General features: G+C 46.0%; 23 protein-coding genes. 14 read left to right on the top strand and 9 right to left on the bottom strand.

Going from position 1 to position 26,417, the window contains the following annotated elements:
- The 6 genes from ACYQ2E_RS10130 to ACYQ2E_RS10105 form a co-directional block, all read left to right on the top strand.
- Positions 1–539: ATP-binding cassette domain-containing protein (locus tag ACYQ2E_RS10130; RefSeq protein WP_460017952.1), on the top strand; the 539-nt coding region annotated here is incomplete at its 5' end.
- A 51-nt stretch (positions 540–590) separates the two neighbouring features.
- The gene (locus ACYQ2E_RS10125; RefSeq protein WP_460017951.1) at positions 591–926 is read left to right on the top strand and encodes a hypothetical protein; all 336 of its coding nucleotides are present in this window, start codon (positions 591–593) and stop codon (positions 924–926) included.
- Entirely contained in the window at positions 913–1,095 is a 183-nt protein-coding gene (locus tag ACYQ2E_RS10120) for a hypothetical protein (RefSeq protein ID WP_460017950.1), read from the top strand. Before ACYQ2E_RS10125 ends, ACYQ2E_RS10120 begins: the two co-directional genes overlap by 14 nt.
- A gap of 69 nt (positions 1,096–1,164) precedes the next feature.
- On the top strand, positions 1,165–2,658 hold the full coding sequence (locus ACYQ2E_RS10115; protein WP_460017949.1) for a hypothetical protein: 1,494 nt from the start codon (positions 1,165–1,167) through the stop codon (positions 2,656–2,658).
- Entirely contained in the window at positions 2,655–3,317 is a 663-nt protein-coding gene (locus ACYQ2E_RS10110; protein ID WP_460017948.1) for an ABC transporter ATP-binding protein, read from the top strand. The genes ACYQ2E_RS10115 and ACYQ2E_RS10110 overlap by 4 nt, the downstream gene beginning before the upstream one ends.
- Positions 3,314–4,492 (top strand): ABC transporter permease, encoded by a 1,179-nt coding sequence (locus ACYQ2E_RS10105; protein WP_460017947.1) that lies wholly within the window; start codon positions 3,314–3,316, stop codon positions 4,490–4,492. The genes ACYQ2E_RS10110 and ACYQ2E_RS10105 overlap by 4 nt, the downstream gene beginning before the upstream one ends.
- Positions 4,493–4,536: 44 nt before the next feature.
- Here the strand turns inward: ACYQ2E_RS10105 and ACYQ2E_RS10100 are convergent, their stop codons facing one another.
- The gene (locus tag ACYQ2E_RS10100; RefSeq protein ID WP_460017946.1) at positions 4,537–5,160 is read right to left on the bottom strand and encodes a TetR/AcrR family transcriptional regulator; all 624 of its coding nucleotides are present in this window, start codon (positions 5,158–5,160) and stop codon (positions 4,537–4,539) included.
- A 321-nt stretch (positions 5,161–5,481) separates the two neighbouring features.
- Here ACYQ2E_RS10100 and ACYQ2E_RS10095 point away from each other — a divergent pair, with 321 nt between their 5' ends.
- The gene (locus ACYQ2E_RS10095) at positions 5,482–9,825 is read left to right on the top strand and encodes an acyl-CoA dehydratase activase-related protein (RefSeq protein WP_460017945.1); all 4,344 of its coding nucleotides are present in this window, start codon (positions 5,482–5,484) and stop codon (positions 9,823–9,825) included.
- Between the two features lie 54 nt (positions 9,826–9,879).
- Here ACYQ2E_RS10095 and ACYQ2E_RS10090 read toward each other — a convergent pair whose 3' ends face one another.
- Positions 9,880–10,614, bottom strand: a complete 735-nt coding sequence (locus tag ACYQ2E_RS10090) for an XcbB/CpsF family capsular polysaccharide biosynthesis protein (protein ID WP_460017953.1) — start codon at positions 10,612–10,614, stop codon at positions 9,880–9,882.
- Between the two features lie 232 nt (positions 10,615–10,846).
- Positions 10,847–11,095 (bottom strand): hypothetical protein, encoded by a 249-nt coding sequence (locus ACYQ2E_RS10085; RefSeq protein WP_460017944.1) that lies wholly within the window; start codon positions 11,093–11,095, stop codon positions 10,847–10,849.
- A gap of 180 nt (positions 11,096–11,275) precedes the next feature.
- Between ACYQ2E_RS10085 and ACYQ2E_RS10080 the strand changes: the two genes are divergently transcribed.
- The 4 genes from ACYQ2E_RS10080 to ACYQ2E_RS10065 all read left to right on the top strand — a co-directional run bounded on the left by ACYQ2E_RS10080 (position 11,276) and on the right by ACYQ2E_RS10065 (position 15,639).
- Positions 11,276–12,481 (top strand): phosphoglycerate kinase, encoded by a 1,206-nt coding sequence (locus tag ACYQ2E_RS10080; protein ID WP_460017943.1) that lies wholly within the window; start codon positions 11,276–11,278, stop codon positions 12,479–12,481.
- A gap of 184 nt (positions 12,482–12,665) precedes the next feature.
- Complete coding sequence (gene ftsH / locus ACYQ2E_RS10075; protein WP_460017942.1) at positions 12,666–14,828, top strand: ATP-dependent zinc metalloprotease FtsH; 2,163 nt, start codon at positions 12,666–12,668, stop codon at positions 14,826–14,828.
- A gap of 183 nt (positions 14,829–15,011) precedes the next feature.
- Entirely contained in the window at positions 15,012–15,308 is a 297-nt protein-coding gene (locus ACYQ2E_RS10070) for an antitoxin (protein ID WP_460017941.1), read from the top strand.
- Positions 15,301–15,639 (top strand): type II toxin-antitoxin system RelE/ParE family toxin, encoded by a 339-nt coding sequence (locus tag ACYQ2E_RS10065; protein WP_460017940.1) that lies wholly within the window; start codon positions 15,301–15,303, stop codon positions 15,637–15,639. Before ACYQ2E_RS10070 ends, ACYQ2E_RS10065 begins: the two co-directional genes overlap by 8 nt.
- A 48-nt stretch (positions 15,640–15,687) precedes the next feature.
- On the opposite strand, the gene ACYQ2E_RS10060 is transcribed toward ACYQ2E_RS10065, so the two are convergent.
- Positions 15,688–15,921 (bottom strand): hypothetical protein, encoded by a 234-nt coding sequence (locus tag ACYQ2E_RS10060; RefSeq protein WP_460017939.1) that lies wholly within the window; start codon positions 15,919–15,921, stop codon positions 15,688–15,690.
- A 102-nt stretch (positions 15,922–16,023) separates the two neighbouring features.
- Positions 16,024–16,827: a DNA/RNA non-specific endonuclease gene (locus ACYQ2E_RS10055; protein ID WP_460017938.1), complete on the bottom strand. Its 804-nt coding sequence runs from the start codon at positions 16,825–16,827 to the stop codon at positions 16,024–16,026.
- 112 nt (positions 16,828–16,939) lie between these two features.
- Between ACYQ2E_RS10055 and ACYQ2E_RS10050 the strand changes: the two genes are divergently transcribed.
- Positions 16,940–17,389: a CoA-binding protein gene (locus ACYQ2E_RS10050; RefSeq protein WP_460017937.1), complete on the top strand. Its 450-nt coding sequence runs from the start codon at positions 16,940–16,942 to the stop codon at positions 17,387–17,389.
- 151 nt (positions 17,390–17,540) lie between these two features.
- Here ACYQ2E_RS10050 and ACYQ2E_RS10045 read toward each other — a convergent pair whose 3' ends face one another.
- The 3 genes from ACYQ2E_RS10045 to ACYQ2E_RS10035 form a co-directional block, all read right to left on the bottom strand.
- Positions 17,541–18,842, bottom strand: a complete 1,302-nt coding sequence (locus tag ACYQ2E_RS10045; RefSeq protein ID WP_460017936.1) for a class C sortase — start codon at positions 18,840–18,842, stop codon at positions 17,541–17,543.
- A gap of 10 nt (positions 18,843–18,852) precedes the next feature.
- Positions 18,853–20,532: a SpaH/EbpB family LPXTG-anchored major pilin gene (locus ACYQ2E_RS10040; RefSeq protein ID WP_460017935.1), complete on the bottom strand. Its 1,680-nt coding sequence runs from the start codon at positions 20,530–20,532 to the stop codon at positions 18,853–18,855.
- 396 nt (positions 20,533–20,928) lie between these two features.
- Positions 20,929–21,195: a chorismate mutase gene (locus ACYQ2E_RS10035; protein WP_460017934.1), complete on the bottom strand. Its 267-nt coding sequence runs from the start codon at positions 21,193–21,195 to the stop codon at positions 20,929–20,931.
- Positions 21,196–21,354: 159 nt separating this feature from the next.
- On the opposite strand from ACYQ2E_RS10035, the gene nagA reads away from it, so the two are divergent.
- The gene (gene nagA, locus ACYQ2E_RS10030; protein ID WP_460017933.1) at positions 21,355–22,509 is read left to right on the top strand and encodes an N-acetylglucosamine-6-phosphate deacetylase; all 1,155 of its coding nucleotides are present in this window, start codon (positions 21,355–21,357) and stop codon (positions 22,507–22,509) included.
- A gap of 1 nt (position 22,510) precedes the next feature.
- Positions 22,511–23,269 carry a MurR/RpiR family transcriptional regulator gene (locus ACYQ2E_RS10025; protein ID WP_460017932.1) on the top strand — a complete coding sequence of 253 codons (759 nt, stop codon included), beginning with the start codon at positions 22,511–22,513 and terminating at the stop codon, positions 23,267–23,269.
- Between the two features lie 72 nt (positions 23,270–23,341).
- Here ACYQ2E_RS10025 and ACYQ2E_RS10020 read toward each other — a convergent pair whose 3' ends face one another.
- The gene (locus ACYQ2E_RS10020) at positions 23,342–26,230 is read right to left on the bottom strand and encodes a hypothetical protein (RefSeq protein ID WP_460017931.1); all 2,889 of its coding nucleotides are present in this window, start codon (positions 26,228–26,230) and stop codon (positions 23,342–23,344) included.
- Positions 26,231–26,417: the final 187 nt, after the last annotated feature.

The following is a 26,417-nucleotide window of genomic DNA, read 5'->3' as shown; positions in this document are numbered from 1 at the left end:
CAACATTACTGAATATTTTGAATGGAAACCTGTCATTTGATGAAGGAAAAATAGAAAATTCATCCGATACGATTTTTCTAGAAAGTAATGATATACCGTTTGAATTTATGACTGCGGACGAATTTATTAAAACAACATTTTTGTTCAAGAAGATGAAATTTGAACCAGAAGAAAAAGACAAGCTGTTCAAACAGCTGCAGTTTCAACCAGAAAACAAAATTATAAAAGATTTTTCCAAAGGAATGAAAAGCAAGCTTTACCTTATCATTGCCTTTCTTTCAAAGCCAGAAATTCTGCTTCTAGACGAACCTTTTTCTGACATTGATTTGATGAGTTTCAGGAACATTTCACAAATTTTGAAAACTAAAAAAGAAAAAATGACTGTAATTTTTTCAACACATGTTGCTAAAATTTCTTTTGAACTTTCTGACAAAATTGTTTATTTGCAGGAAAATGGGGCGCGAGTATTTGAAAACCACTTTGAGAATTCAGATGAGCTAGAGACTTACATTTTTGAGGAAATGTCCAATGAGTCCTAAAAAGTAGTTCTTTGTTAATCTCATTAATTAAAAATTTAGAAGGGGGTTAAAATGACTAAACTAACCACTATCGAAAGAATTTATCTTGCAATACTATTAATCGCTTTTATGGTATTTAGCGTCTTCATTCCATATGTGATTGCGCAGAGCAAGATTAGTAATGTTCTTGGGCAAAGCAATGCGCCTGAGATGAAAAGTATGATAGGGGGGGCTTCTGCTTTTTTCAGCAGTTATCATAATCATCACACTTTTGATTTCAGCGATTGTAGACAAAATTATCGTCTATCTCGTCACAAAGCAGAAAATTTCTTTCGGCTACACGCTCTTTATTTATTTAATTTCAGCATTCATTGTTCAAGTGCTGTTTGTTGGCATGCAACTTATTAACCGAGGCTTTGTGATTGGTACAACAGTACTCATCATTCAATCAATTTTGAGAAATGCAATATTTACTGGTCTTTTGTACCGGAAAGTGAAAGTCGATAAAATAAAACTGGGACTTGTCTTCGTGATTCTGTTAATCATAGATGTGCTGGTGGCAGTTTTCTTGAAATAATCGTTTGTTTATTTTATATTTAGTTCTATATCATTTAACACTTATAATCGTTCGTAAAGGGGACAAGAAATGCGCTCAAACCGACAGACAAAAAGTAGGAAACATCTTATAATCATACCGGTTGCTTCGGTAGTTTTGCTAGGCCTCATCATTTTTGTATTTATTTCACTTACAAAAAAAGGAGACAAGGCCGAGGCAGAAGTGCCGACCTACAAAATTACGGCTCAGTCTAAGAGTTTATTCAAGGGGACGGTCACAAGCGAACATACAGATGATTACATGCTGGATGCTTCTTTGGGAACAATGCCGACGATAGAAGTTAAGACAGCTCAAGAGGTCACGGCCGGTCAGGCGATTTTGACTTATAAGGCGAAAGACAGCGACTTAACGAGTCTTTCCTATACTGTGAAGTCAGCGCAGCTGGCGCTTTCTCAGGCTCAGGATAATTTGTTGATTGCTCAGCAGCAGTCTTCGTCACTTCAGGACAAATACAAACAGGCTGTAGCAGATAAAGACAGTTCAACGAGCATTAGTGCGACTGAGTCTAGCATTTCTGACCCAAGTGCCATTCAGGCGCAGATTTCCAGCAACGCGGATGCTTTGCAGCAGCAGACTTACGCTGTACAGACGGCTCAGTTAAGTCTTGAGCAGGCCCAGGCGACTTTTACAGAGGCTGAGTCAGGCGAGGCACAGTCCGTATCAAGCTCAAACGGCAATCCTCCAGCAGATTTAACGAGCTTGGATTATGCGGTAAAACAGGCACAGCTGGCATTGACGCAGGCGCAGGACACGTTGACCAAGCTTCGGTCACAAGCCTCGAGTCTCCAAGACCAATATAAGCAGGCACTTGAGGACCAGAAAACTGCTCAGAGCAATAAGGCAAAACTGGCAAATGCTCAAGACCCCAGCGCAGTGCAGGCAGAAATAGACAGCAACACTCAAAGCATTCAGCAATTGACACAAACTGTTGCGTCAAATTCTCTTGCTGTACAAGCTGCGCAGGCCAATCTTAATGAGGCTCAGCGCACTGGAAAAGTCACGGTGAAAGCAAAAAACGCAGGTATTGCGAAAGTCGGCACCCCTGATGATGCTACAAAGCCTCTGGTCAGTATCTCGACAAAAGGCACAATTATTACTGGACAGATTTCTGAGTTTGATTACAGTAAGCTAAAAGTCGGCGATAAGGTGGAAATAAAGGCAATTAATCTCCAGCAAAAAACTTCCGGAGTTGTCTCTGTAATTTCTGCAACACCAACCAATGCGGCAAACCCAGCCCAGGCCTCGGGAGGTACGCCTGCAGCATCAGATAGTGCTTCATATTACACATTTACCATTACGCCGTCTAAAAATCTGCAGCTGGGTTATAACGTACAAATTTCAGCCCAGGATGATGTCCTGCTTATTCCAAAAACAGCGATGAAAGAGGGCTATGTTGAAGTGAAAAAAGGCAGTAAATTTGTAAAAACTGCTGTTAAGGCAAAACCGGTGGCGAAAGGTCAACTGCAAGTACTTTCGGGACTTAAAGCAGGAGATGTAATTTCTCAAAATGGAGCCGCACAATGATTCGGCTGGAGCATGTTACAAAGGCCTTTACCATCAACAATGCGCCATTCGTTGTCCTGAAGGACCTCAATTTTTCAGTCAAAGCAGGCGAATTCATCGGAATTTTAGGACGCTCCGGCTCTGGAAAGTCAACGTTATTAAACCTGATTGGTTTTCTTGATACAAATTTTGATGGAAATTATTACTTTGAAGATAAGCTGGTAAGTGATTATAATGACGATGAATTGTCAAATGTCCGAAATCAGAATGTTGGCTTTGTCTTTCAGAATTTTAGTTTGATAGAAAATATGACGGTTCGGCAAAACATCACAGTTCCACTGATGTATAGCGGTTTTTCGGCTAAAAAATCCAAGGAAATGGTAGAAGAAGCTCTGTCCAGGGTTGGTTTAAGTGACTTTATTGACCAGTCTGTTCGATTGCTCTCCGGCGGACAGCGCCAGCGAGTGGCCATTGCGCGTGCGATTGTCAATCGGCCGAGTTTTATTATTGCGGATGAGCCGACAGGCGCTTTAGATAGTCACACGTCTCGCGAAATTATGGACCTTTTCCGGAATTTGAACCGTCTGGGAACGACGGTTATCTTGGTCACGCATGATGAGAGCCTGAAAAGCTACTGCGGGCGCGTGATTCACTTACTTGACGGGGAGATTGTTGAATGAAGCTGCGTATGATTTTGCAAAATGCCTATTTAGCGCTTCGACACAATGTTCGGCGTAGTCTTTTGACAATGGCGGGAATCATCATTGGTGTCTCTGCTGTAATTACGATTTTGTCGCTTGGGAACGGTTTCAAGGCTTATACGATGAAGAATCTGACTCAGTCTAATTCGCAGAACATTGACGTTGAGATTAATTTTTCACCAAATAATCCTGTAAGCACTGGCACATTTTTCAATGAGTCTGACCTGCACCTCGCGGAATCTGTTTCCGGAGTTGATTCAGCGGCCTATCAGGCAGATACGCAAACAACCGTGATGCAGGATTTCTATTTTGGAACGACGAAGTATTCAAAAACGGTGGGTTTGATGAAAAAGTCAGAGGAAGATTTGAGGGCGGGGCGTAACCTTACTCAGAAAGATGACGATGAGCGAGCAACAGTTGCGGTTATTTCAAGTGATTTAGCAGATAAGATTTCTTCTGACGAACAGTCTGTACTGGGTTATGGTATTCCCATTGATGGTGAGCTTTATACAGTTGTGGGAATTTTTACAGGTGGCGGTGAAATGTCTTTAAATGGGGATGTGGAAATTCCAAAGCGAACTTATGAATATCTCCATTCTCAGAATAAAACAATTTCGGCCATTAAAATCAAGGTTCAGCCCGGCCATAAGCCCAGCAGCGTTGCGGACAATGTCGTACAGGAACTGACAGACAACGGCTCAATGACAACTCAGGGAACCTACACCACGTTTGACATGTCCGGCCTGTTGGACGGCATCAGCAAGATTTTGTCCACTCTGACCCTATTCATCTCTGGAATCGCCGGAATTTCTCTCTTTATCGCCGGCGTCGGTGTGATGAACATGATGTACACGTCAGTCAGTGAGCGGACTCAGGAAATTGGCGTTCGCAGGGCCATGGGGGCAAGAAAGTCTGATATTAGACAGCAGTTTCTGGCGGAGGGCTTATTGCTGACCGTTTCATCCGGCTTAATCGGCTATGTGATTGGCTATCTAATCGCGCTTCTGATTTCTCAATTTATGCCTTTCAAAGTCGTGCCGGATTTATTCACAATTGCCTTGTCGCTGGGAATTACAACTGTTCTGGGGCTGATTTTCAGCGTGGCACCAGCTAATGCGGCTGCCAGAAAAGAGCTGGTGGAAATTTTGCGATGATGCTTGTATAAAATAATATTAATCAAAAAAACTGACCTAAGAAATCAGTTTTTTGTTTGCCGGTCAATATTAACCCCCAGCACCGTCAAATGCCCATTAGAAATCAGTTTAATAATCAAATGGGCAAAGTCTTTCGAGCGCATCGTTGTGTTTGAAGTCGTCCACCAGCGCAGTGTGCCCACCAGAATGGACGTAATGTAGCTGATGACAAAGTCCGACGGCACAACCACGTCCTGCTCCCGCACTTCTAGCTTCTGAAAAAGCTCAGCATAACGCTCGGACAAGATGTCCAAAAATCGGTCTGTAAAATTGGTGTCTTGCGACTTGTCAATGATAATCTGGGAAACTTCAGGATTTTCACGAATAAAATCATAAAACTTCGAGAGCATTTCTTCAATCTCGGCCACATAAACATTCGTCCCGTCAATCAGTGTCCCGTCATCCAGCACTTTTGTGAAATCTACCAGAAAGTCGTCGATTAGGCTGTCGTACAGGTCTTGCTTGTCTGCATAGTGGGCATAAAAGGTCGCCCGGTTAATCATGGCATCGTCGGCAATTTCCTGAATTGAAATTTTTTCAAATTTCTTTCGGCGCAGCAAATTGATGAAAGCGAGAGTAATCAGTTTTCTCGTCCGTTTCACACGTAAATCTTCGTCTTTTTTAGGCATAAATAAAACCCCGCTTACTGTTTGATATGCAACAAAATATAAGTATCTGTTGCATATATTATAAAACTATTTCCAGATAATTTCAGGAAAATGTATGTCAAAAATATTTGTCATAAACAACAAAATGTTGCGAAACGTTGTATAACCAGCAATGACGTGCAGTTTGCTGGTTGCAATAATCTGAGGAAGTGATAAAATTGACACTGTATTAAATAAACAACACCTTGTCAGTTTTGTTAGTTTCCAGATTATTTAATTGCATTTCTATTTCAAGAAAGCCGAGCACTTGTGCGAACGCTATTTCAAAGGAGTTTCTCCAATATGACAATATATAAAGCAGGAATAGATGTCGGCTCCACGACAGTAAAGCTCGTCGTTTTCGACGAACAGCTCAAACTCATCTTCTCGCGCTATGAGCGGCATTTTTCTGATGTCAAAGCCGCAACCATCAAAGTATTAAATGAATTGAAGACAGAGCAGGGAAATTTGTCCCTGTCGCTGGCCATCACAGGCTCAGGCGGAATGGGTCTGGCCGAAGTCATTGATGTACCCTTTGTACAAGAAGTCATTGCCTCAAGCATCACCATCGAAAAATTCATCCCCCAAACCGACGTTATGATTGAACTGGGCGGCGAAGATGCCAAGATGACTTTCTTTGACAACGGCACGCAGGAGCTCCGCATGAATGGGACCTGTGCCGGCGGAACGGGCGCTTTCATTGACCAGATGGCCGCGCTGCTCAAAGTCGACGCCAAAGGTGTCAATGACCTGGCCAAAAATTACGAGAAAATCTACCCGATTGCTTCGCGCTGCGGGGTTTTTGCCAAGACCGACGTCCAGCCTCTGCTGAATGAAGGCGTACGCCGTGAAGACATTGCCGCGTCGATTTATCAGGCCGTGGTCAATCAGACCATTGCAGGTCTTGCTTCCGGCCGCAAAATCAAAGGAAAGGTGGCCTTCTTAGGCGGCCCGCTGTATTTCATGAGCGAGCTGCGCCAGCGCTTTATCGAGACGCTGAACCTGTCAGATGAAGACGTGATTTTCCCAGAAAATCCGCAGCTCTTTGTCGCAATGGGCGCAGCCCTGGCCGATGAAAAAGTCGAGCGCAGCCTGTCAGAACTCATCCATTCACTGAAAAATGACAGGTCAGACAGCCTGATCCCGCAGGACACGATGGAGCGGCTTTTCAACTCTGAGGAAGAACTGCAGGCCTTTCGCGACCGTCATGCCAAGGCCACCGCAAGTTATAAAAAACTAGCAGAACATCACGGGCCGGCCTATCTGGGCATTGACGCGGGCTCGACCACCACAAAGGCTGTTCTGATTGACGATGACGGCAATATCCTGTTTGACCACTACGGCTCAAATAACGGCGAGCCTCTGGAGTCTGTCATCGACATCTTAAAAGAGCTCTACAGCCAGCTCCCGAGCGATGTCTACATTGCCAAGTCAACCGTCACAGGCTACGGCGAGCAGCTTATCAAGGCAGGGCTCAAAGTCGACCTCGGCGAAGTTGAAACCATGGCGCATTACAAGGCGGCGGATTACTTCAACCCCGGCGTTGACTTTATTCTGGACATCGGCGGTCAGGACATGAAAGCCATGCGGATTCAGGATGGCGCGCTGAGTTCCATTCAGCTCAATGAGGCCTGCAGTTCAGGCTGCGGCAGCTTTATCGAGACATTTGCCCATTCTCTGAAATACGACGTGAAAGATTTTGCGCAAATCGCGCTGCTGGCAGAGCACCCCGTCAATTTGGGCTCGCGCTGTACCGTTTTCATGAATTCAAAAGTCAAACAGGTGCAGAAAGAAGGCGCCACTGTCGGCGACATTTCGGCAGGTTTGTCTTATTCTGTCATCAAGAATGCCCTTTACAAGGTCATCAAAGTCAAGCGCCCTGAGGAACTCGGCGAGAAAATCGTTGTCCAGGGCGGCACATTCTACAATGAAGCAGTTCTCCGTGCCTTTGAAATCATTTCAGGACGAGAGGTTGTGCGCCCGAGTATTGCAGGCCTGATGGGTGCTTATGGCTGTGCCCTCATGTCCCTGGAAAACGCTAAAGCTGGCGAAGAGTCAGCCATTCTCAAACTCGACGAGCTTGTAAAATTCAAGACGACCAAAGAGTTCATGGTTTGCGGACTTTGTGAAAATAACTGCAAGATGACCCTGACGGTCTTTAACGACGGCTCGAAATTCGTCACCGGAAACCGCTGTGAGCGCGGCCAGGAGAAAGCTACGCAGGTCAAAATTGACCGCCGCGACAAAAAAGTCAATCTGGTTGATTACAAATACAGAAAACTTTTCCATTACCACTCATTGTCCAAAAAGAAGCAGACAATGGGCGAAATCGGCATTCCGCGCGTGCTCAACATGTACGAAAACTACCCGCTCTGGCACACCATGTTTACCGACCTGGGCTTCCGCGTCGTCCTCTCGCCGAAATCCGACCTCGACCTTTACGAGAAAGGCATTGAGACGATTCCGTCCGACACCGTCTGCTACCCGGCAAAGATGGTGCATGGGCACATTATGGCTTTGATACAAGAGGACGTGAAAACGATTTTCTACCCATCCGTACTTTACGAACAGGAAGAACAAAAATCCGCACAAAACCACTACAACTGTCCAATCGTCCAGTCTTACCCTGAAGTCATTAAGAACAATATAGATGAAATCCGCGACGGATTGATTAATTATGTGCATCCATTTTTGAATCTTGCCAACCGTGAAAATGTGGCGAAGAATGTTTATGAGGCATTGGTAAAAGCAGGCTTTGACCTGACATTTGAGCAAGTCGAAGCAGCAGTCATGCACGGCTATGACGAACTGGCCGCTTTCAAGGCCGATTTGCGTGAAAAGGCAGAAGAGCTGCTCACACAGATTAATCTGAACAATGAGAAAGCCATTGTCCTGGCAGGCCGACCATACCACCTGGACCCTGAAATCAATCACGGCATTGCGAATATCATCACGCAGGAAGGCTTCCACGTGCTCACAGAGGATGCCATCGCAGGCATTGAAGATGTCCCAGGCCTGCGTGTCGTCAACCAGTGGGTTTATCATTCCCGCCTTTATGCAGCTGCTCAGGTTGTCTGCAAAAACAAAAACCTGGAGCTTGTCCAGCTCAACAGCTTCGGCTGCGGCCTCGACGCCGTCACAACTGACCAGGTCGAAGAAATCATGCGCAAGCATAATAAGCTCTATACTGTCCTGAAAATCGACGAAGGCTCAAACATGGGCGCCGTCCGCATCCGCCTGCGCTCGCTGAAAGCGGCTGTTTCCGAGCGGACAAAACATGGCGTTGAAGCCATTCCTGAAAACAAATTCGAAGAAATTGTCAAGCCGACGCCAGTCTTCACCCGAGAAATGAAGCGCAAGCACACACTGCTCATGCCGATGCTTTCGCCTATGCACCAGAATGACCTGCTGCGCGTCGCCTTTGAAGAATCCGGCTACGATGTCGTCATCCTTCCAGAGACGAAAACCTCAGTGAACAAAGGCCTCCAATTTGTCAATAATGATTCCTGCTACCCGGCCATCATCACCATCGGCCAGCTGATTGAAGCGCTCCAGTCTGGTGACTACGATATCAACAATACCTCGGTCATGATGACACAGACCGGCGGCGGATGCCGCGCCACTAACTATATTCCGCTTCTCCGCAAAGGACTCATTGACGCAGGCTTTCCGCAGGTTCCGGTCATTAGCCTTTCGATGGGCAATCAGGGCACAGAAAAAGGCTTCAAGTTCACGGCTCCATTGCTCACCCGCTTCATGCTGGCCGTCCTCTACGGCGACCTGTTTGAGCGAGTCGTCTACCGCACCCGTCCCTACGAAGCTGAAAAAGGTGCTGTCAATGCCCTCCATGAAAAATGGCTGAAAGCCGCTGCCCACAACGTTAAGAGCGCCAGCATCTTTGAATTTAACCGCAATATTAAGCGCATCATTCAGGAATTCGACGAAATCCCGCTGAACGAGAGTGTCAAGAAGCCGCGCGTCGGCGTCGTCGGCGAAATCCTCGTCAAATACAGCAAAACCGCCAACAACGACATTGTCGGCCTCCTCGAAGAAGAGGGCGCAGAAGCAGTCGTGCTCGACCTCATCGGCTTCATGAACTACAGCCTCTTCAACCAGATTTGGAAAACAGACGAAATCGGCGGTGCCAAGAAGAACAAGCTCATCGCCAAAACCGCCATCGGCATCATCAACATGCTCGAAAAACCGATGGACAAGGCCCTGCGTGCATCGAAACGCTTTGACGGGATTGAATCGATTTACGAAATCGCCGCCAGCACCGAGAAAATCCTCTCCATCGGCAATCACACCGGCGAAGGCTGGTTCCTGACCGGCGAAATGATTGAGCTCCTGCAAAAAGGCGTCATGAACGTCGTCTGCCTGCAGCCCTTCGGCTGTCTGCCGAATCACATCGTCGGCAAAGGTATGCTCAAGGAGCTGCGCCGCCAGTATCCAGGCGCTAATCTTGCCCCAATTGACTACGACCCAGGTGTTTCTGCCGTCAACCAGCTGAACCGTATCCGGCTCATGCTTGCGACGGCTAAGAAGCATGTGAATGACCAGACGACAGCAGCTCAGGTTTCCGAGACTGTTGATAATGACAAGAAAAGCCCAGCTTTTGTTGAGCCGATGACGGTCGGGAAGTATTGATATTGTGCAAAAAAGACTGATTCGAATAGTGTTCGAATCAGTCTTTTTTAAATTCTACCTCACTCTATCAATATCACAATTCCGCAAAAGCTCATTAATATCTGCAGCTTCAGAAGGAAAAATCAAGTTCAGAAACTGGTTATGCTTTTCACGCTCACTTCGGTTGGCAAAGGCTTTTCCATCAAATTTTACATTTAAAATTTCGCATTTTTCGTGGTTGAGTTTTGAAATATAAGAAAATGTCATTGGCACTGATTCACAAGTATAAATTTTTATATTTTCCGCACACATTGTAGTGTGTGAAAGCAAGTGATTTATCCTTTCCGTGAAATCAACCGGAACACAGTCAAAGCAGAAATGTTCATCTCCATTTGCCATGTACTCTTCGCGATTAATCATCGGGTCAAAAGTAACAATCGGATAATTTCCGGTTAAACCGTGAATGAGTGCGCCGACCCCGCCTTTCGAAGTTCCGTAGCAGACAATATTTGATAACGGAACTTCATTGTCAAACGCGACCTTTTTGATAAGTTCCTGAATCTTTAACTCATAATCAGGAAAATTTTCTGTGTTTTGATAATAAGAACCGCTGATAAGATTGCTATCCGCAATTCTCAAAAGAATTGTATTTTTAAGCAGAAACTTTTGAAGAGACCTATAATTATTTTCAGGGGCTTGGCGCTCCGAGGCGGATATATTCATCAAATTCAACGAGGCATTGAATAAAACAAGCATTTTTTTCGATAAATATTCATCTGTTGCAGTCGGCGCCTCAATTTTATAAGCAATTCCCTGATACCCTCCATACCAAAAGGAGTGTCAGTATTATCAACTACGAAGTATTCTCCATGGTCATAACCATCGATAGTTTTTCCCTTTAGGGCAAGACTTTTTAATTGTTCATAATAAGGACTTTGTAAAAATGTGTTCAAATTTTTCTTGTCATCTATAGGGGCTGATTTGATAACCTCCACATCGCGGCCATCCTTTTTACAAGTACTAGGTCTAAATTTGCCCAGATTTACGATTTACCGACGATTGTTCGTCCATCTTCACAATCAAACAAGAATTCGGCGACTTCTTTCATAGCATTGTTATACAGAATCAAGCGCTCTTCAAAAACTTTATATTGCTGCTCAAACAGCCCGTGCGAACCGCCGATTTTTCCATCAGCCTCGAAAGTAAAAATACCGAATTTCTGAAATGATAGATATTTGCAATAATAAAAAACGTTATCGGTTAAATAATTTTGTAATTCTTCAACTTTCACCTTTTTCGCACCTGCCTTTCAGTTTTTGGACATATTCATTATATTGTTTAAAAACTTTAAAGTCAAGCGCGGAAAAATAAACCCGTTAAGAGTTTTTTAACACTTTGTGATATAATTTACTTAACAAATATTATAGCGACTGCCTAGCAGCCGTTATTCCAAAAGGAGATTTTATATAAAATGGCAAAACTAACTGTCAAAGACATCCAATCCGAACTAGCAGGCAAGAAAATCCTTGTCCGTGTTGACTTCAACGTTCCAATCAAAGACGGCGTCATCACGAACGATAACCGTATCACGGCGGCCCTTCCAACCATCAAGTTCATCCTTGAGAACCATGGCCGTGCAATTCTTTTCAGCCACCTCGGCCGTGTAAAGACGGAGGAAGATAAGGCAGGCAAGAGCCTCGCCCCTGTCGCTGCGGACCTCAGCAAAAAATTGGGTCAGCCTGTCGTATTTATTCCAGGCGTGACACGCGGTCCTAAACTCGAAGAGGCTATCAATGAGCTGAAAGACGGCGAGATTCTGCTGGTAGAAAACACTCGTTTTGAGGATGTTGACGGTAAGAAAGAATCCAAAAATGACCCTGAGCTCGGCAAGTACTGGGCTTCACTCGGCGACGGCATTTTCGTCAACGATGCATTCGGCACCGCTCACCGCGCACACGCTTCAAACGTCGGCATTTCAGCAAATGTTGACAAGGCAGTGGCCGGCTTCCTCCTGGAAAATGAAATTGCCTATATCCAAGAAGCAGTTGAGAATCCGGTCCGTCCATTTGTGGCAATCCTCGGCGGCTCAAAAGTTTCAGACAAAATCGGCGTTATCGAGAACCTGCTGAAAAAAGCTGACAAGGTCATTGTCGGCGGCGGTATGGCCTATACTTTCTTCAAGGCACAAGGCCACGAAATCGGCAATTCCCTGGTTGAGGACGACAAGCTCGATTTAGCAAAGGAATTGCTTGAGAAAGCTAACGGCAAATTGATTCTGCCAGTGGATTCAAAAGAAGCGAATGCATTTTCTGACTATACTGAGGTGAAAGACACTGAAGGCATTGATATTGACCCTGGTTTCCTGGGACTTGATGCAGGTCCGAAGACAATTGCAGAGTTCGGCAAAGAACTTGCCGGCGCGAAAACTGTTGTCTGGAACGGCCCAGTCGGCGTCTTTGAGAATCCTGATTTCCAGGCTGGTACAATCGGTGTTATGGATGCGATTGTGGCTCAGCCAGGCGTAAAATCAATTATTGGCGGCGGAGATTCAGCTGCTGCTGCAATCAATCTTGGCTATGCCGATAAATTCTCATGGATTTCAACTGGCGGCGGCGCTTCTATGGAACTCCTTGAAGGCAAGGTGCTTCCAGGACTTGCTGCTCTTACGGATAAATAAACTTTTTTGACGAAAAACCTTAATTGGTCAAAAAAGGTCAGAAATCAGTCTAAAGTCTGAGGGAAATCTCAGACTTTTCTGGTATGCTGGTAGTCACTTCATTGAGCTTAATCTGGCAAAATTTGTTATAATGGATAAAGCTAGATTAGACTAGATTAGATTAGACTGAATAAGATAGGTAAATATGCAGAATCCGAATAATAGTAATAATAACAAGCGGCCGGGCGGTTTCATCAGAAACTCCTTCATCTGGATTGCGGCACTGATTATTGTCATCATTGGCGCGAACATGTTTATGGGCGGGAACAATAGTGCCACTAAAAATGTGAGTTACAGTGAATTAACCAGCAAAATCAAAGACGGCAACATCAAAGAGCTGACTTTCCAGCCGGTGAACGGCATCATGAAGATTGCGGCTGAATATGAAAATCCGGTCAAAGACAGCAGTGCGCCGAATTTCCCTTTGCTTGGAAATTCCTCTTCAACTGTGAAGGGCTTCTACAGCTATGTCATTCCAACGGACGGAAATATCACGGACTTGCAAGAGCTGGCCGATAAGGAAAATATTAAGGCTACTGTGCTTCAGACACCGACAGAGAGCTTTTGGATGACTCTGCTTAGCGGCTGGCTGCCGATTATTTTAATGATGGCCTTTTTCTACTTCATGATGAGCGGATTGGGCGGCCGCGGCGGCGGTGCAGGCAATCCGATGTCTTTCGGCAAATCTCGTGCGAAGCAGCAGGATGCCAAGACTTCCAAAGTCAGATTTGAAGATGTGGCTGGTGAAGACGAAGAAAAACAGGAACTCTTTGAAGTCGTTGATTTCCTGAAAAATCCTAAGAAATATCACGACCTCGGCGCTAGAATTCCGGCAGGTGTGCTGCTTGAAGGCCCTCCGGGAACTGGTAAAACCTTGCTGGCAAAAGCCGTTGCAGGCGAAGCTGGTCGCCCCTTCTTCAGCATTTCAGGTTCTGATTTCGTCGAAATGTTTGTCGGTGTCGGCGCCAGCCGTGTGCGTGACCTCTTTGAAAATGCCAAGAAAAATGCGCCGTCTATCGTCTTCATTGATGAAATTGATGCTGTCGGCCGTCAGCGTGGTGCTGGTCTCGGCGGCGGAAACGATGAGCGCGAGCAGACATTGAACCAGCTCCTGGTTGAAATGGACGGATTTACTGAAAATCAGGACGCCGTCATTGTCATTGCAGCGACGAACCGCTCAGACGTGCTCGACCCAGCCTTGCTGCGTCCAGGCCGTTTTGACCGTAAAGTCCTTGTAGGTGCGCCGGATGTCAAGGGACGCGAAGCTGTCCTGCGTGTTCACGCGAAGAATAAACCGCTGGCAGCTGACGTTGACCTCAAAGTGGTTGCCCAGCAGACCCCTGGCTTTGTAGGGGCTGACCTGGAAAATGTTCTGAATGAAGCCGCTCTGGTTGCAGCTCGTCGTAACAAGAAAATCATTGATGCTTCAGATATTGATGAAGCAGAAGACCGTGTCATTGCAGGCCCTGCCAAGAGAGACAAGAGAATTTCCGAGCATGAGCGTGAAATGGTGGCCTACCATGAAGCAGGTCACACCATTGTTGGTCTGGTGCTCTCAAATGCTAATACGGTTCACAAAGTTACAATCGTACCGCGCGGCCGTGCAGGCGGCTATATGATTGCCCTGCCTAAGGAAGACCAGTTCCTGATGTCGAAAGAAGATATGCAGGAAAATCTGGCCGGCCTGATGGGCGGCCGAGCAGCCGAGCAGATTATTTTCAACACAATCACGACAGGCGCTTCAAATGACTTTGAGCAGGCAACACGTATTGCGCGCGGAATGGTGACGCAGTACGGCATGTCCGACAAGCTCGGCCCAATCAGCTATGAGGGAGACCATCAAGTCTTCATCGGCCGTGACTATGGCCAGACAAAGACATATTCTGAGGCGACAGCGATTGCGATTGATGACGAAGTACGCCGCATCACGAAAGAAGCCTACGATAAGGCAACTGAGATTATTCAGGCACATCGTGAGCAGCACAAGGCGATTGCCCTGGCTCTGCTTGAATACGAGACTTTGGATGCGCGTCAGATTAAGTCGCTCTATGAGACTGGAAAAATGCCGGAATCACAAAGTGAAGCTGTCTCTGCCTCAGAAACAGGCAGTGTTTCAGCCAGTGATGAGCCAAACAGTGCCTCAAATTCAGAATCTGCTGATTCGCAGGTTTCTGAGACAACAGAGCCGAAAGTTTCTGAGGACACGGCAACTTCGGCGGTCTCTGAGACAACAAGTGTTCAGACTTCAGAGGGCACTTCAGCCTTGGACAGCGAAAGTGTATCAGATTCAGGCTCAGATTCTCTTTAAGCAATGAAAACAAGTAAGTTCTATTGTGACTGGTGTGTTCATCCGCGCCAGTTGCTAAGGAACTTTTTTTGTACAGCGCGAGTGATTGATTTTGGTACTTTACGATTTTCAAGAAATGTGCTACAATATTGATATACAAAATTGCTATATATTGTTATACGGCATTATTTAAAGGGGGCTGAAATGTCTGCAACACAACAGGTAAATTTTAGAGCTGATACTGAGTTTTACAAGGTGGCGAAAAAGGAGATTACGCAAGAGGGACTAAGTGTTTCGGATGTTTTGAATGCAACGCTTAGAAAGATTGTCACTGGGGCGATTAATCCGCGGAATTTTGTTATGAGCGACGATGTGGCTGATGAGAGCCTGAAAGTAGCTTTTACGGATTTGAAGCGGGAAATTTTGGCGGGTCATGAAGCAATTCTTGCCGGGAAGACAACGGAATTAGCGGATGTACGAAAGGAATTTAATCTTGACTGAAACAATCAAGTACACTGTAAGGCTTTCAGAACCTGCAAAGGAAGACTTGAAAAATATCAGAGATTATATCTTAGTTAATTTTTACAGTCGTCAGTCTGCTGAAGCTAAAGTTGACCTGATTTTGACAGCTTTAGAGATTCTGGTTCTTTTTCCGGAGGCTTCACCGACGGTTGAGAGCAGAGGATACGGGCAGGTGACGGATGATGGAAAAGTCTATCGTTACCTGCCGATTGAAAATTACATTGCTTTCTTTTATATTGAGGACAGGGCTGTTTATGTGGCGCGTATTTTGAGTTCGCGTCAGGATTGGGCAAAGCTGTTCATGAAATGATTTGACATTTGCAGAAAGATAAATAAAAAAAGCCCATCAAGTTCGGGCTTATTGGTGACGCGTCGTGCGAATCGTTTTCCAAATCCAGACGACCAGCGCAATGATAATCAGCGGTACGAGCAGATGAGAGTTGAAAGGAAGCAGAATCAGACCGAAGATAAGCTTGATGAGCCAGAAAACAAACTCCAGCGCGAGAACTCCCAAAATTATCGGCAGCACGATTCGAATGCTGATTTTCCAGATGATGGCGCAGACTAGGAATATGAATAGTAAAAAGAACATTTTGATACCTCTTTCTTTTGAAATATATCAGTTATTTGATTTGATAATTTATTTTAACAAGAAAAAAGGCCGATTTTCTCGGCCTTGGGACTGATTTTTCAGTTATTGCTTATTCACGGTGTTGGTGGCTGTTCCGCTGGCGTAATTGATGTCGGCGTTGGGTGATTTATTGTCGAGATAAACTACAGTGCTGGCCCCATTTCCCGACGCTTCCCGACCGCCGCCGAGCCGAATCTGCAGGGTCTGACCGGAGCTGTCAATGCCGACGTAGGCCAGGCGAATCTGGCGGGGCAGCAGCTCGTTGCCTTTGTATAGCGGCGTGACCTGGTAGTCGAGGTAGTAGTGGGGGTGGTTGGCCAGCCAGCTGTCCAGACGGTTTTCGTAGTAGAGCATGGATTGGCTGTTGCTGTCGTCCATGCCTGTGTAGTTTCCGGCGTTGAACCATGCGGGCTCAGGGACGAGATTGCGCCCGTCATTGTTCAGCCCGCTGAATTGGTAGCCGACCAGGTGCCCGCGGCTCATGAGCCAAGCCTTTCGGGTACTGCCAGTCCCTGTTTTGTAGTAAAAGTTATAGTTGTGCCAGCCGACAGGGTCGTAATCCAGCGCCTCACGCGTTTTCCTGGGCTCTTGAGAATTTTTCAGCTGAATGTGTGCATCGACCGCGCGCCCCAAAGAGTCTTGCTCTGTCAGAATGAGCTGTTTTGAGCCAGTGTAGTCCAGAGGGGCTTGCTTGACCGTGGTTGAGAGGCCAGACTGCAAGTAACTGCTGGCTGCCAGCTGGACAGCAGGTTTCTTGTTGACAACGTTTGTCCAGAGCCAGCCTGCGGCAAATATGACTAAAACGAGGAGGAAGGAGATGAGCGATTTCTGCAGCGACTTTGTGCTTGTGCTTTTTCTTTTGGCCATGGTTTATTATAACATCTGTTGTCTGTAAATGATTTTTTTCAGCGTTTCAGTGTTTTAGTGTGAAGAAAAGCGAAATTGTATATATAAATATCAGTCATGCTATAATAGACATATGGAAAATGAATATGAATTTGTAAATCCGCCGCAGCCTGTGATTTTCGATTATTTGCGCGAGGCAAAGGTGATTGCTGTGGTCGGGCTGTCTGACCGCGAGGAAACGTCATCAAACATGGTGGCGCGGGCGATTCAAGCTAACGGCTACCGGGTGATTCCGGTCAATCCTAAGCTGGCTGGCGGCGAGTTATTGGGCGAGACAGTTTATGCTTCGATTCTTGACATTCCCTTCCACATTGACATTGTGGATATTTTCAGACGCAGTGAATTTCTGGCAGATGTGGCTCGTGAGTTCATACAGACGGATGCCGATGTTTTCTGGGCGCAGCAGGGGCTGCAGTCAGAGGAGGCAGAGAAGATTTTACGTGCAGCTGGACGCTCTAAAATCGTGATGAATCGATGCATCAAGGTGGAACATGCATATAGTGGTTTGGGAAAGAAGCTGTGAGGCTTCTTTTTTACACCTAACTGGAGGGGGCAGAGTGCTATTTTAAGGCCATTACCTTTGTGGCACAGTATAAACGGTATATAAAGAGACAAGGTCAAGTGACTTTGTCTCTCTTTGAATCGCCAAATTCGGCAGTTTTAATAATCTCAGCTTATCTCAGCTTAATTCCAAGCAAAAGACAATCATCAGGCAAATCATCGGTGCCTAGGCGTTCTCGAATCAACTGCAGCGCTTGTTCAAGCGAAGTACCATCCGGAAGATGCTTTGAGCTGTATTTTTCGCCTAAATCAAGTTCAGCTTGATTTATCACTTGATTGAAACTTGAAGAGTCAGCAATCCAGGTCAATTTGGCTTTTTGCCTCTCAGCTTTTCTGCGCTCTGCCTCTTGCCAGGTAGAATCCTTGTCCTGTCTGAAATAATGCTGTTCTCTTTCGCCGTCCGGCAGCTGGTCTTCTTCCCAGGCCTTGAACAGAATTCGATTGCCGGCTTTATGAGTTTTACTGCTTTTAGTGTGACTGTCCGCATCCAGAATTTTCTTCGGCACAATAAGCAGGCGTTGACGCCCTTGCTGAATCGCCGTGAATTGGGCGCGGTCTACTCGGATAATATGTCGTTTGTGCCACAACAAAGTAAACAGTCCCAGCAAAGCCCCTAGCAGAGCCAGGATTATTGAGCCGAGCATCACCCAAAAATTGTAGCCGTATTTATTGCGCTGAATTTTCTCCTGCGGCAGCTTGACATTATTAGGAACACGATGTCCTGTCACCAATAGGCGCTTACTGTTGACACCGGTCGGCCAGCAGGTGGCCAAGGTCACAAGGTCTTTACCAGCCACAATGCCGAGTGATGAAACTTCATCTGGCTCGACAATTTTCCGGCCATCAATTCTGTATTTGAGTTCAAGATTTAGGACATGAATGTAAAATGTGTCTCCCAGTTTCAGGTCTTCTAAATCTGTAAACAGAGTATTATTCACACGTCCGGAATGAGTGGACAGCACAGCATGCGTATTTACACCGCCAACCGGCAGGCTCGTCTGCGGAACATGCCCTACGCCGGCTTCCATCGTTTTTTGGCTGTCTCCCTGGTAAATCGGCACATTTTTGAGCTTTATCTGCGGAATCGCGAGGTAGCCGAACATTCCAGAATAATCATAAATCAGCTGTTTTTTGTAGTCCGGTACGGCCTGTGTCCAGTTTTGATGGACATTCATCGCATAAATGTAGTTATTATAAGTCTGAGCATCGCCCAAGAGCTGTTTGAGCTTGTCTTTATCTAGCTTGTCGGTTGTTTTCTTGTAAGTTTCAATGCTTACAGTCTGTCTTTGACCTGCGAGATAATTTGCCACAATCGGGTAGAAGAGCACTGCCACCGCAAAAATCAGCAGTAAAGCTGAGATTAGATTGCGGATGGAAAAGTGCTTTCTTCCATGTTGGTGTCCTTTTTGTGTCAAATCTTCCCTCTTATTTTGAAATTTCTTCTACTTCATCATTTTTTCTGCGCCGAATGATAATCGCGCCGATGCCGGCTGCTGCCGCCAGAATCAAGATGGCCGTAATGCCTGTACCACCAGTAAACGGCAAGTCAAATGGCCGGTTGTTGGTAATTTTCTTTTCGCCTGGTGTGACGGTTGTATCAGCGGTCACAGCAAAGACATTGGCTCCTGTGGATGGTGAAGGCAGTTCATAGTCAGCTGGTGCCTGAATTTCGACGGCAAAGTAGTTGGTCGCATTTGTTTCATCGGTATTACTATCCACCAGGTTCAGACCTGTCCAGGCTGCTAAACCGTCGTCACCGGTTGTCCGGGAAATAATTTTGCCGGATATATCTTTCACAAATTCAGCCGTTGTGTTGTCAGTCAAGCCGCTTATAGAGCCGTCATTTTTTATGTCGGCGGCATTGGCAGTGACCAGCGCTTTGGCTGCAGCTTCATCTTTTGCACGGACCAGGACGAAAGTGGCGCCTTTCAGTGCTTTGTTAGCGCCATTCACCTTTTCAATTTCGACACCGCCGACATTGACAGAGGCTGTCTTGGTTGCTGAATTGCTGATGTCGACGCCGAAAGCATTGACAACACTTGTGACAACGCTATTAACTGCGGTTCCTACGAAATTGGAAGCTACGGTTGTCGGAAGTTGAATGTTGATTTGGCCGCTTGCATTGCTAAGAAGCCCGGCAGCCTTGAGCTGGCCGGCAGTTGTTAATGTGACTGTGATTTCGCTGCCTGAAATGGTGACTGTATAATCTGTATCCGCAGTCAAAGTACCAGCCACATCACCTGTAGAATCCGCAACACTGACAGTCAAAGCGGCAGTCGCTGCAGAATAGTTTACAGCAGCGGGCAATGTGTCTTTTACGCTGTAAGTTCCAGTCGTATCAGCTGTTGGGTTATTCACATTTGTAATCTGTGAAGCGTCAAAAATGCTGTTCAAGTTCCAGGTAATCGTGTCTCCAGCGCCAGCGGTTGTCGTATTTCCAGCATCACCTGCATTTAATACACCGCTCGCATTAATAGCGTTGATTTCCTGTGTGGTACCGGCTTTCTTGTTAACAGCGGCAATTTGATCAGGTGTCTTGCCGTTGAAGTTATCTTTCGCGTTGGTCAAGGCAATCTTCTGCAAATCATTTGAAGGCGTCAGGTCCAACTTAGGGTAAACATTGACGTCAATCGCGCTGCTGTCAGTTGTGTTGACGGCAACGATAAAGTCTTTAATTGTGCGGATACCGCCGATGCTTGTTGATTGATGGAAAAGATAATAACCGTCTGTCAGGCCGGAAAAGTCTGCCACTCCGGTTGCATTGGTTGTTTGTGAAAGGGATGTTCGACTTGGGTCAAGGTCGTAATCGGACGAATCGAAAGAGCCGTTGGCTGATGTGCCTTTCAGGATAATTGGTGTGGCCGTGAAAGTGACATTTGCCATCGTTAAACCGCTTGTCAGTTCAGTACCGTCGTTTGGCCCGAGAATGTTGTCTTCAGGATTGAGCGGACTTGCCTGCTGAGCATGGATTGTGACTTCACCGTTTGAAACCCGGGCAGTAGAAGATTCCGCATTGACGGCGGGTGCAATACCTGTGAGAGAGAGTGCGCTCAAAAGAGCGATTGAGGCGCGTGAAATTTTTCTGTTCACTGATTTGAAAGTCATAATGTCTCCTTTTTTAGTGTCTTTTTGTATGGAAGATTTTGTCCAGCAGCGGACGTTTTTTGAGCTTTGTGTACTAAGGATAATAAAGCCGCAGCAGGAATTGTGTTGCGGGTGAAACTCTCGCTTAGCTTATTTTGCTAGCTCGTTGTTCAGATTTATGATAAATTCGCTTGTGCCTCTAAGGAAATCATATAATCTTATTATAAATATATCATGAATAACCTATAAAATAAAGTAAAAATTAGAGATTTGATACAAAAATGGAAAAAATGCCAGAAATGTGTTTAAATTTATGAACAGATAATTTGAAAACGTTTAAATAGAACTCGGAAAAATAAAAAACAGAAGTACAGTGAATGCTTCTGTTTTTATGATTGAATTTTCAAAGAAATAAAGTTATTTCAGCATTTTTGTCTGAAAATCACGTGAATTTTTTAAAATTTGCTTGTAAGTGTCGACAATCGTGTCAGAAAACTCAGGATTCTCAACTTGAGCCGAAATTTTCGCAAGCAGCAGCTGTTCACGCTTTTCGTCCAGAACAGGCAGCTGATGCAGCTTTTTAAAGGCGGCAACCTGGCAGACAAGATTCAGCCGTTTTTCAAGCAGCCGTGTCAGCTCTGCATCCACATGGTCAATGTCTTCACGTATATTATTTAAATCCATGTCTCAATTATAGCATAGGATGAACAAACGGGCAGTTATTGTATTAGGATTTATTCTTTTTAAGAAATTCTGCAAAAGCTTACAAAAACATAATATTGAATCAAAAAATCTGTTATAATTGGTCTATACAAATAAATAAAAAATTAAGGAGTTTGAAACATGGTTTATTATGTAAAAGCAGACAAGTTCTTCTATCCTTACGAGACAAAGCAGGGCGGATTTTTGGAGATTGCAGACGGAAAGTTTGGTGCCTGGCAGAAAGAAGCGCCGGCAGGGGCTGAAATCGTTGATTATACTGGGCACAATATTGCACCAGGCCTGGTGGACACGCATATTCACGGATTCCACGACTTTGACGTGATGGACGACAATATTGACGGACTTCTGACAACGATGTCGGAGGGGCTGCTGAGCATTGGCGTGACCTCATTCTTCCCATCGACTTTAACCGGCGAACATGAGTTGCTGAAGCATATCTGCGAAGAAATCGGAAATCATCATCAGGAAGCCAAAGGCGCGAAGATTCAGGGAATTTTCTTTGAAGGGCCTTATTTTACCGAAGAGCACAAGGGCGCGCAAAATCCGGCTTATATGACAGACCCGAGCATCGACGAGTTTCATGAGTGGCAGACGGCGGCGAAAGGCATGCTGAAGAAAATAGCTGTCGCGCCAGAACGTGAAGGCGTAGACGAGTTTATCCGGACGATTACATCTGAAGGTGTATCTGTGGCGCTTGGCCACTCAAATGCGTCTTACGAGCAGGCTGTCAGAGGCATTGAGGCAGGTGCAGACACTTGGGTTCACACATACAACGGCATGAGTCCGCTCAACCACCGCCAGCCTGGCATGGTAGGCGCAGCCTTTGATACTCCCAACACTTACGCAGAGCTGATATGCGACGGTCACCACGTGCATCCGGCAGCTTGTGAAGTGCTGATGAAAGCCAAAGGCGCTGACCATGTTCTTCTTGTGACGGATTCTATGCGGGCCGCAGGGATGCCTGACGGCGGAAGCTATATGCTGGGCGAATTCCCGGTTGTCATTAAAGATGGAACGGTTCGCTTAGTCAGCAACGGCAGCTTAGCCGCTTCGCTTTTAACGCTGAATGTCGCTGTGAAGAATGTGGTGGACTGGGGCATTGCCACTCCGGAGGAAGCAGTTATGATGGCCACTTTGACACCGGCAATTTCTGCAAAAATTTCGGATGTCTGCGGACAGATTAAACTCGGACATGCGGCAGACTTTATCGTGCTGGAGCCGGACATGTCGCTGGCCGCAACTTACCTTGACGGCGTGAAACGCTTCGAGGCCTAACATGCCGCGATTACATAAGCTGAGCGAAACAGAACTCTTCTGCTGGAATTACATTCAGGACAACCTGGCGAAGGTCAGTCAGATGACGATTTCAAAGGTGGCAGAAGAATCGCATGTCTCCATTTCGACAGTGAATCGTACTTTGAACAAAATGGGCTATGATGGTTACTCAGATTTTAAACACTCTGTCAAAAACGACAAAACCCATCCCAGCAACGGATTTTCAAGTGAAGTCAATGAAGCCTTTCTGAAAAATGAGACTGAAATCACGCGGACGATTAATCAGCTTTCCGTGGAAGAAATCGAGTCGGCCATCCGTCTGATTAATCGCCATGAGGATATTACTCTCATTGCCATGGGACTGAGCGATAACGTTTCGCTCGAAATGATGGCAAAACTGCAGCTTTTTGCTAAACGCTGCGTCAGATACAACGACCCGGAATATATGAAATATCATGCCGGGAAGATGCATTCGACGGACCTGATTATCGCAATTTCCATTTCTGGAGAAACGCCCGAACTGATTGAAACAGTCGGGATTGCTAAGTCGCATGGTGCAAAAGTGCTGGCGCTGACTGCCAGCCCGTCCAGCCGATTGGCGCAAATGGCAGATGTCAGTCTTTCCGCTTACAAATCTAAAATCAAAGAACTTGATTTTGGCCTCGATGTGGCCAGCCGTATTCCGCTGCAGATTGTCAATCGAATTTTGATTGATGCCTTTGCAATTTATAAGCGCGATGCAACGATTCGCGAAAGGTAAAAAATTAACTCAAAAAAATCGTGTGATTCGTCAAATGAATCACACGATTTTTTATGTATCAAGTTGAACGCATCAGCTGCGTTTTTTGCGTTGTCGAATCAGTAGAGCGGCTCCAACTGAGAGCCCGGCAGCTGCAGCAATTCCGACGCTTCCGCTGCCTCCAGTGAATGGAAGAACAAAATTTTTAGCCAGAACAACCGTAATCGTAATATCGTTTGCCCCTGAGTTATGGGCAATCTGCAAGGCCTCCAAAGAGGTGTAGCTGACAGGGTCTCCAGGATAGTGGTAACTGTCGACCCGGTAGCCTTCGGGTATCGTTGCGTTAGGGTTTGTCAATGGTGCGCCTGTGAGGACATCCTGCACAATATCAGCCGGCGGGCTGGTCATCTCGGAATCGTGCTGATAGTGCCAGGTCACTTTATTAGAGACGGGGGTATAGCTGATGCTGAAATTGTTTGCAGAAGCACCGTCTAAGAAAGTGTTAGCCTGTGTTGCGGCTGCCAGCGGCGTGCTTGTTTTAACGAAGGTCTGGCTCTGGACAGCGTTAGGGTCTGAAGTGTAAGTAATCCCGTTGGGGGCGAGCACATTTTCATAGTAACCTGTGTGAGCCGTGTCGTCCGGCGGCTTAACAAAGCTGGCGTAATTGTTTCCGGGACTGTTGGCGCCCTCTGAATCCGCTGCAATCCTGTCTCCGAATCCGCCTTTTGAGCTTGTTTTGCCAGGAAGCGTCCCCTGTATGCTTCCCGGATTCCCGTTATAGCCGGGTGTGTTGCTTGCCCAGCTGTAGGTGTAATTTGCAGTCTCAGCGTTCGCTGACAGCAACAGCATGATATTGTTATCGTAGTCCCCTTGCTCATTTATGACTGGCGGAGCAGCTAAGGAAGTCGTTCCGAAAAACAATCCGCCGTTTTCATCGATGATTGCGTTTTGCAGTGCAGTGAACATGTGATTGTAATAAGGTCCAGGCGTGTTAGCAGCTCCAGTTTCCGGATTGATTGCATCCACCCAGAAATACCTGTTTTTATTACGCACGCCGGAATAGTGATAACCATCGGGGGGGTTATTGAAAGGAATCAGGACGATTGGCGCTCCTGTCAAGCCAGTCTGAGTGAAAGGAGCTGGCGGAAAAGGCGGCAGATTTCCGAATTTATCGAACTCGTAACCATAGTCGACGTAGAAAGTCTGAGTCTGCGCACTCAGAATCACCTGAAAATCGTTTGTCGCTTGCGGGTACTTGCCGCCGCCGGTTTGGGCAATGGCTTCGCCCAGAGTAGGATAAACTGTCCCATTCGGCGCACGATACCCGGAAATGACATAGCCGGTTGGTGCTGTCAAATCCGGCGGAGAAATGGCTTCTCCGATATTTCCAGTCTCTTTCACAGAGTCAGGGAGAGCGCCCAGAAGCTTCCCGGGCACATGATTCTGGCCGGGGACATCTTCTGCCCAAGCATAGGTAAAGGTTGCCTGAGCCGGGCTGATAAGGTTAAATTCCAGTTGAGCTGAATCCTGGTAGGCCTTAATGTCTGAGGCTGTGGCAGGCCGGATTCCTTTGAGACTGGATAAGTCTTTCAGGCTGCTGTGAAAAGTTCCTGTCACGCCATAAGCTCCTGTCGTTGCGCTTGCGGTAATCGTTAGTGCTCCAGTGCGGTTATAGCCGTTAATCGCATAGCTGGCAGGCGCAGCCGCATTGAGCCTGAAAGCCATGGCTTCGGGCTCTGTGCCCAAAATACTGCCTGTGGTCGCTGTTTTATCGGTGCTGAAGCGGACATGCTTGGCAGAGTTAATCGTAAAACTGTCAGTTGTTTTGGTGCCGGCGAAGACTTTCGAGCCGTTGGCTGTATTGTAGTCAAAAGTGGCGCCGGAGCCGATGGTGGCTGAGAAAGAGCCGACCTGACTAAGGCTGAAGAGGCCGTATCCGGTAATGTTTGTTGTTGAGTTTTCGCCGAAGTTCATCGTGATGGAAGAAAGAGAAGTTCCGCTATAGAAATCGGTAGCTGCTTTTGCCATCTGCATGTCAATTATCAAAGTGCCGTTGTTAGTGATATTTAAGGACGGTTTATTGTCCATGTAAAAGAATCCGCGGGAAGAATTTGTGGTAGTATCTCCGGAAATGCGGAGCGTTGCACCGGCGGCAACTTTAATCACAGAGTTGTATCTTCCCCAGATTACAGCTTGGTTTGTATGCTGTACAATCGTGGTCGTTCCGTCTAGGACAATGATTCCCTCGCCTTCCATGAATTCCTGACCGGAATTATGAAAAAAGTAATTTGTCCCGGAAAAATAGACAGGTATTCCTTGATTGTAAAAGGGTTCCCCGCTGTCACCGTTGCTTGTAATGCTTGAAAGGTTCTGCGTCACATTCTTATAAGTGAGGCTTGCGCCTGTCGTATTTCCCCAGTCAGCTGAGCTGAATAGACCGTAATAATAGTTATAATCGCCTTGGGTTGTGCCGCTGCCTGACGGGTTAGGAACAGTTGTCCGGTTTGAAGTTCCTGTGGCGACCATATTTTCATTTTGAAAAGTAATTTTGTTTCCGGTGTTGATTCTTATGAGTGCATTATTCGTTGTATATAGGGCATGCCCGTCCATGTCAAGAACTAAGGTGACATTTGCTGGAATAGTGACTCTTGTGCCGATTGTCAGGTCTGTGCTTGCCTTGATATACAAGGTGGAGCCGGCGGCGGCACTTGAGATGAGTGAGGTTAAAGCATTTCCTGCGGCGACCATATTCCAGTTGATGCCTTTTTCGTCTGTCTGCTGTGTGGTGGTAGCTTCAGCTTCAACCGGAGCGGGAGAAAACATTGGCATAAAATTCAGCGGTAAAAAATTGCCGATGGCAAGCAGGAGGGCAGAAGCGGCGTAGAGAGGTGATTTATACTTTTTGATGGAAGACCTGGGATGTTTTCGTGAATGATGATGAAACAGGGCGTTTTTTCTTGCCTGATGCCGGGTTTTACGCAACAGTAAATTCTCCTTTCTTAAGTGATAGTTATTAATGACTGTTATTTTATTAAATTTATCATAAAAAAATAAACTGAAACTTAATCTTAAACTTATTTTTACTTAATTTTAACAAATAATCGCAAAAATGCAAATGCATTTCAAAATTTGTACAATATTTTTTGACTCAACAGGCTTAAAAAAAGAC

Source organism: Lactovum odontotermitis, from assembly GCF_054658595.1.
This window is presented reverse-complemented; position numbering and strand designations above follow the sequence as displayed.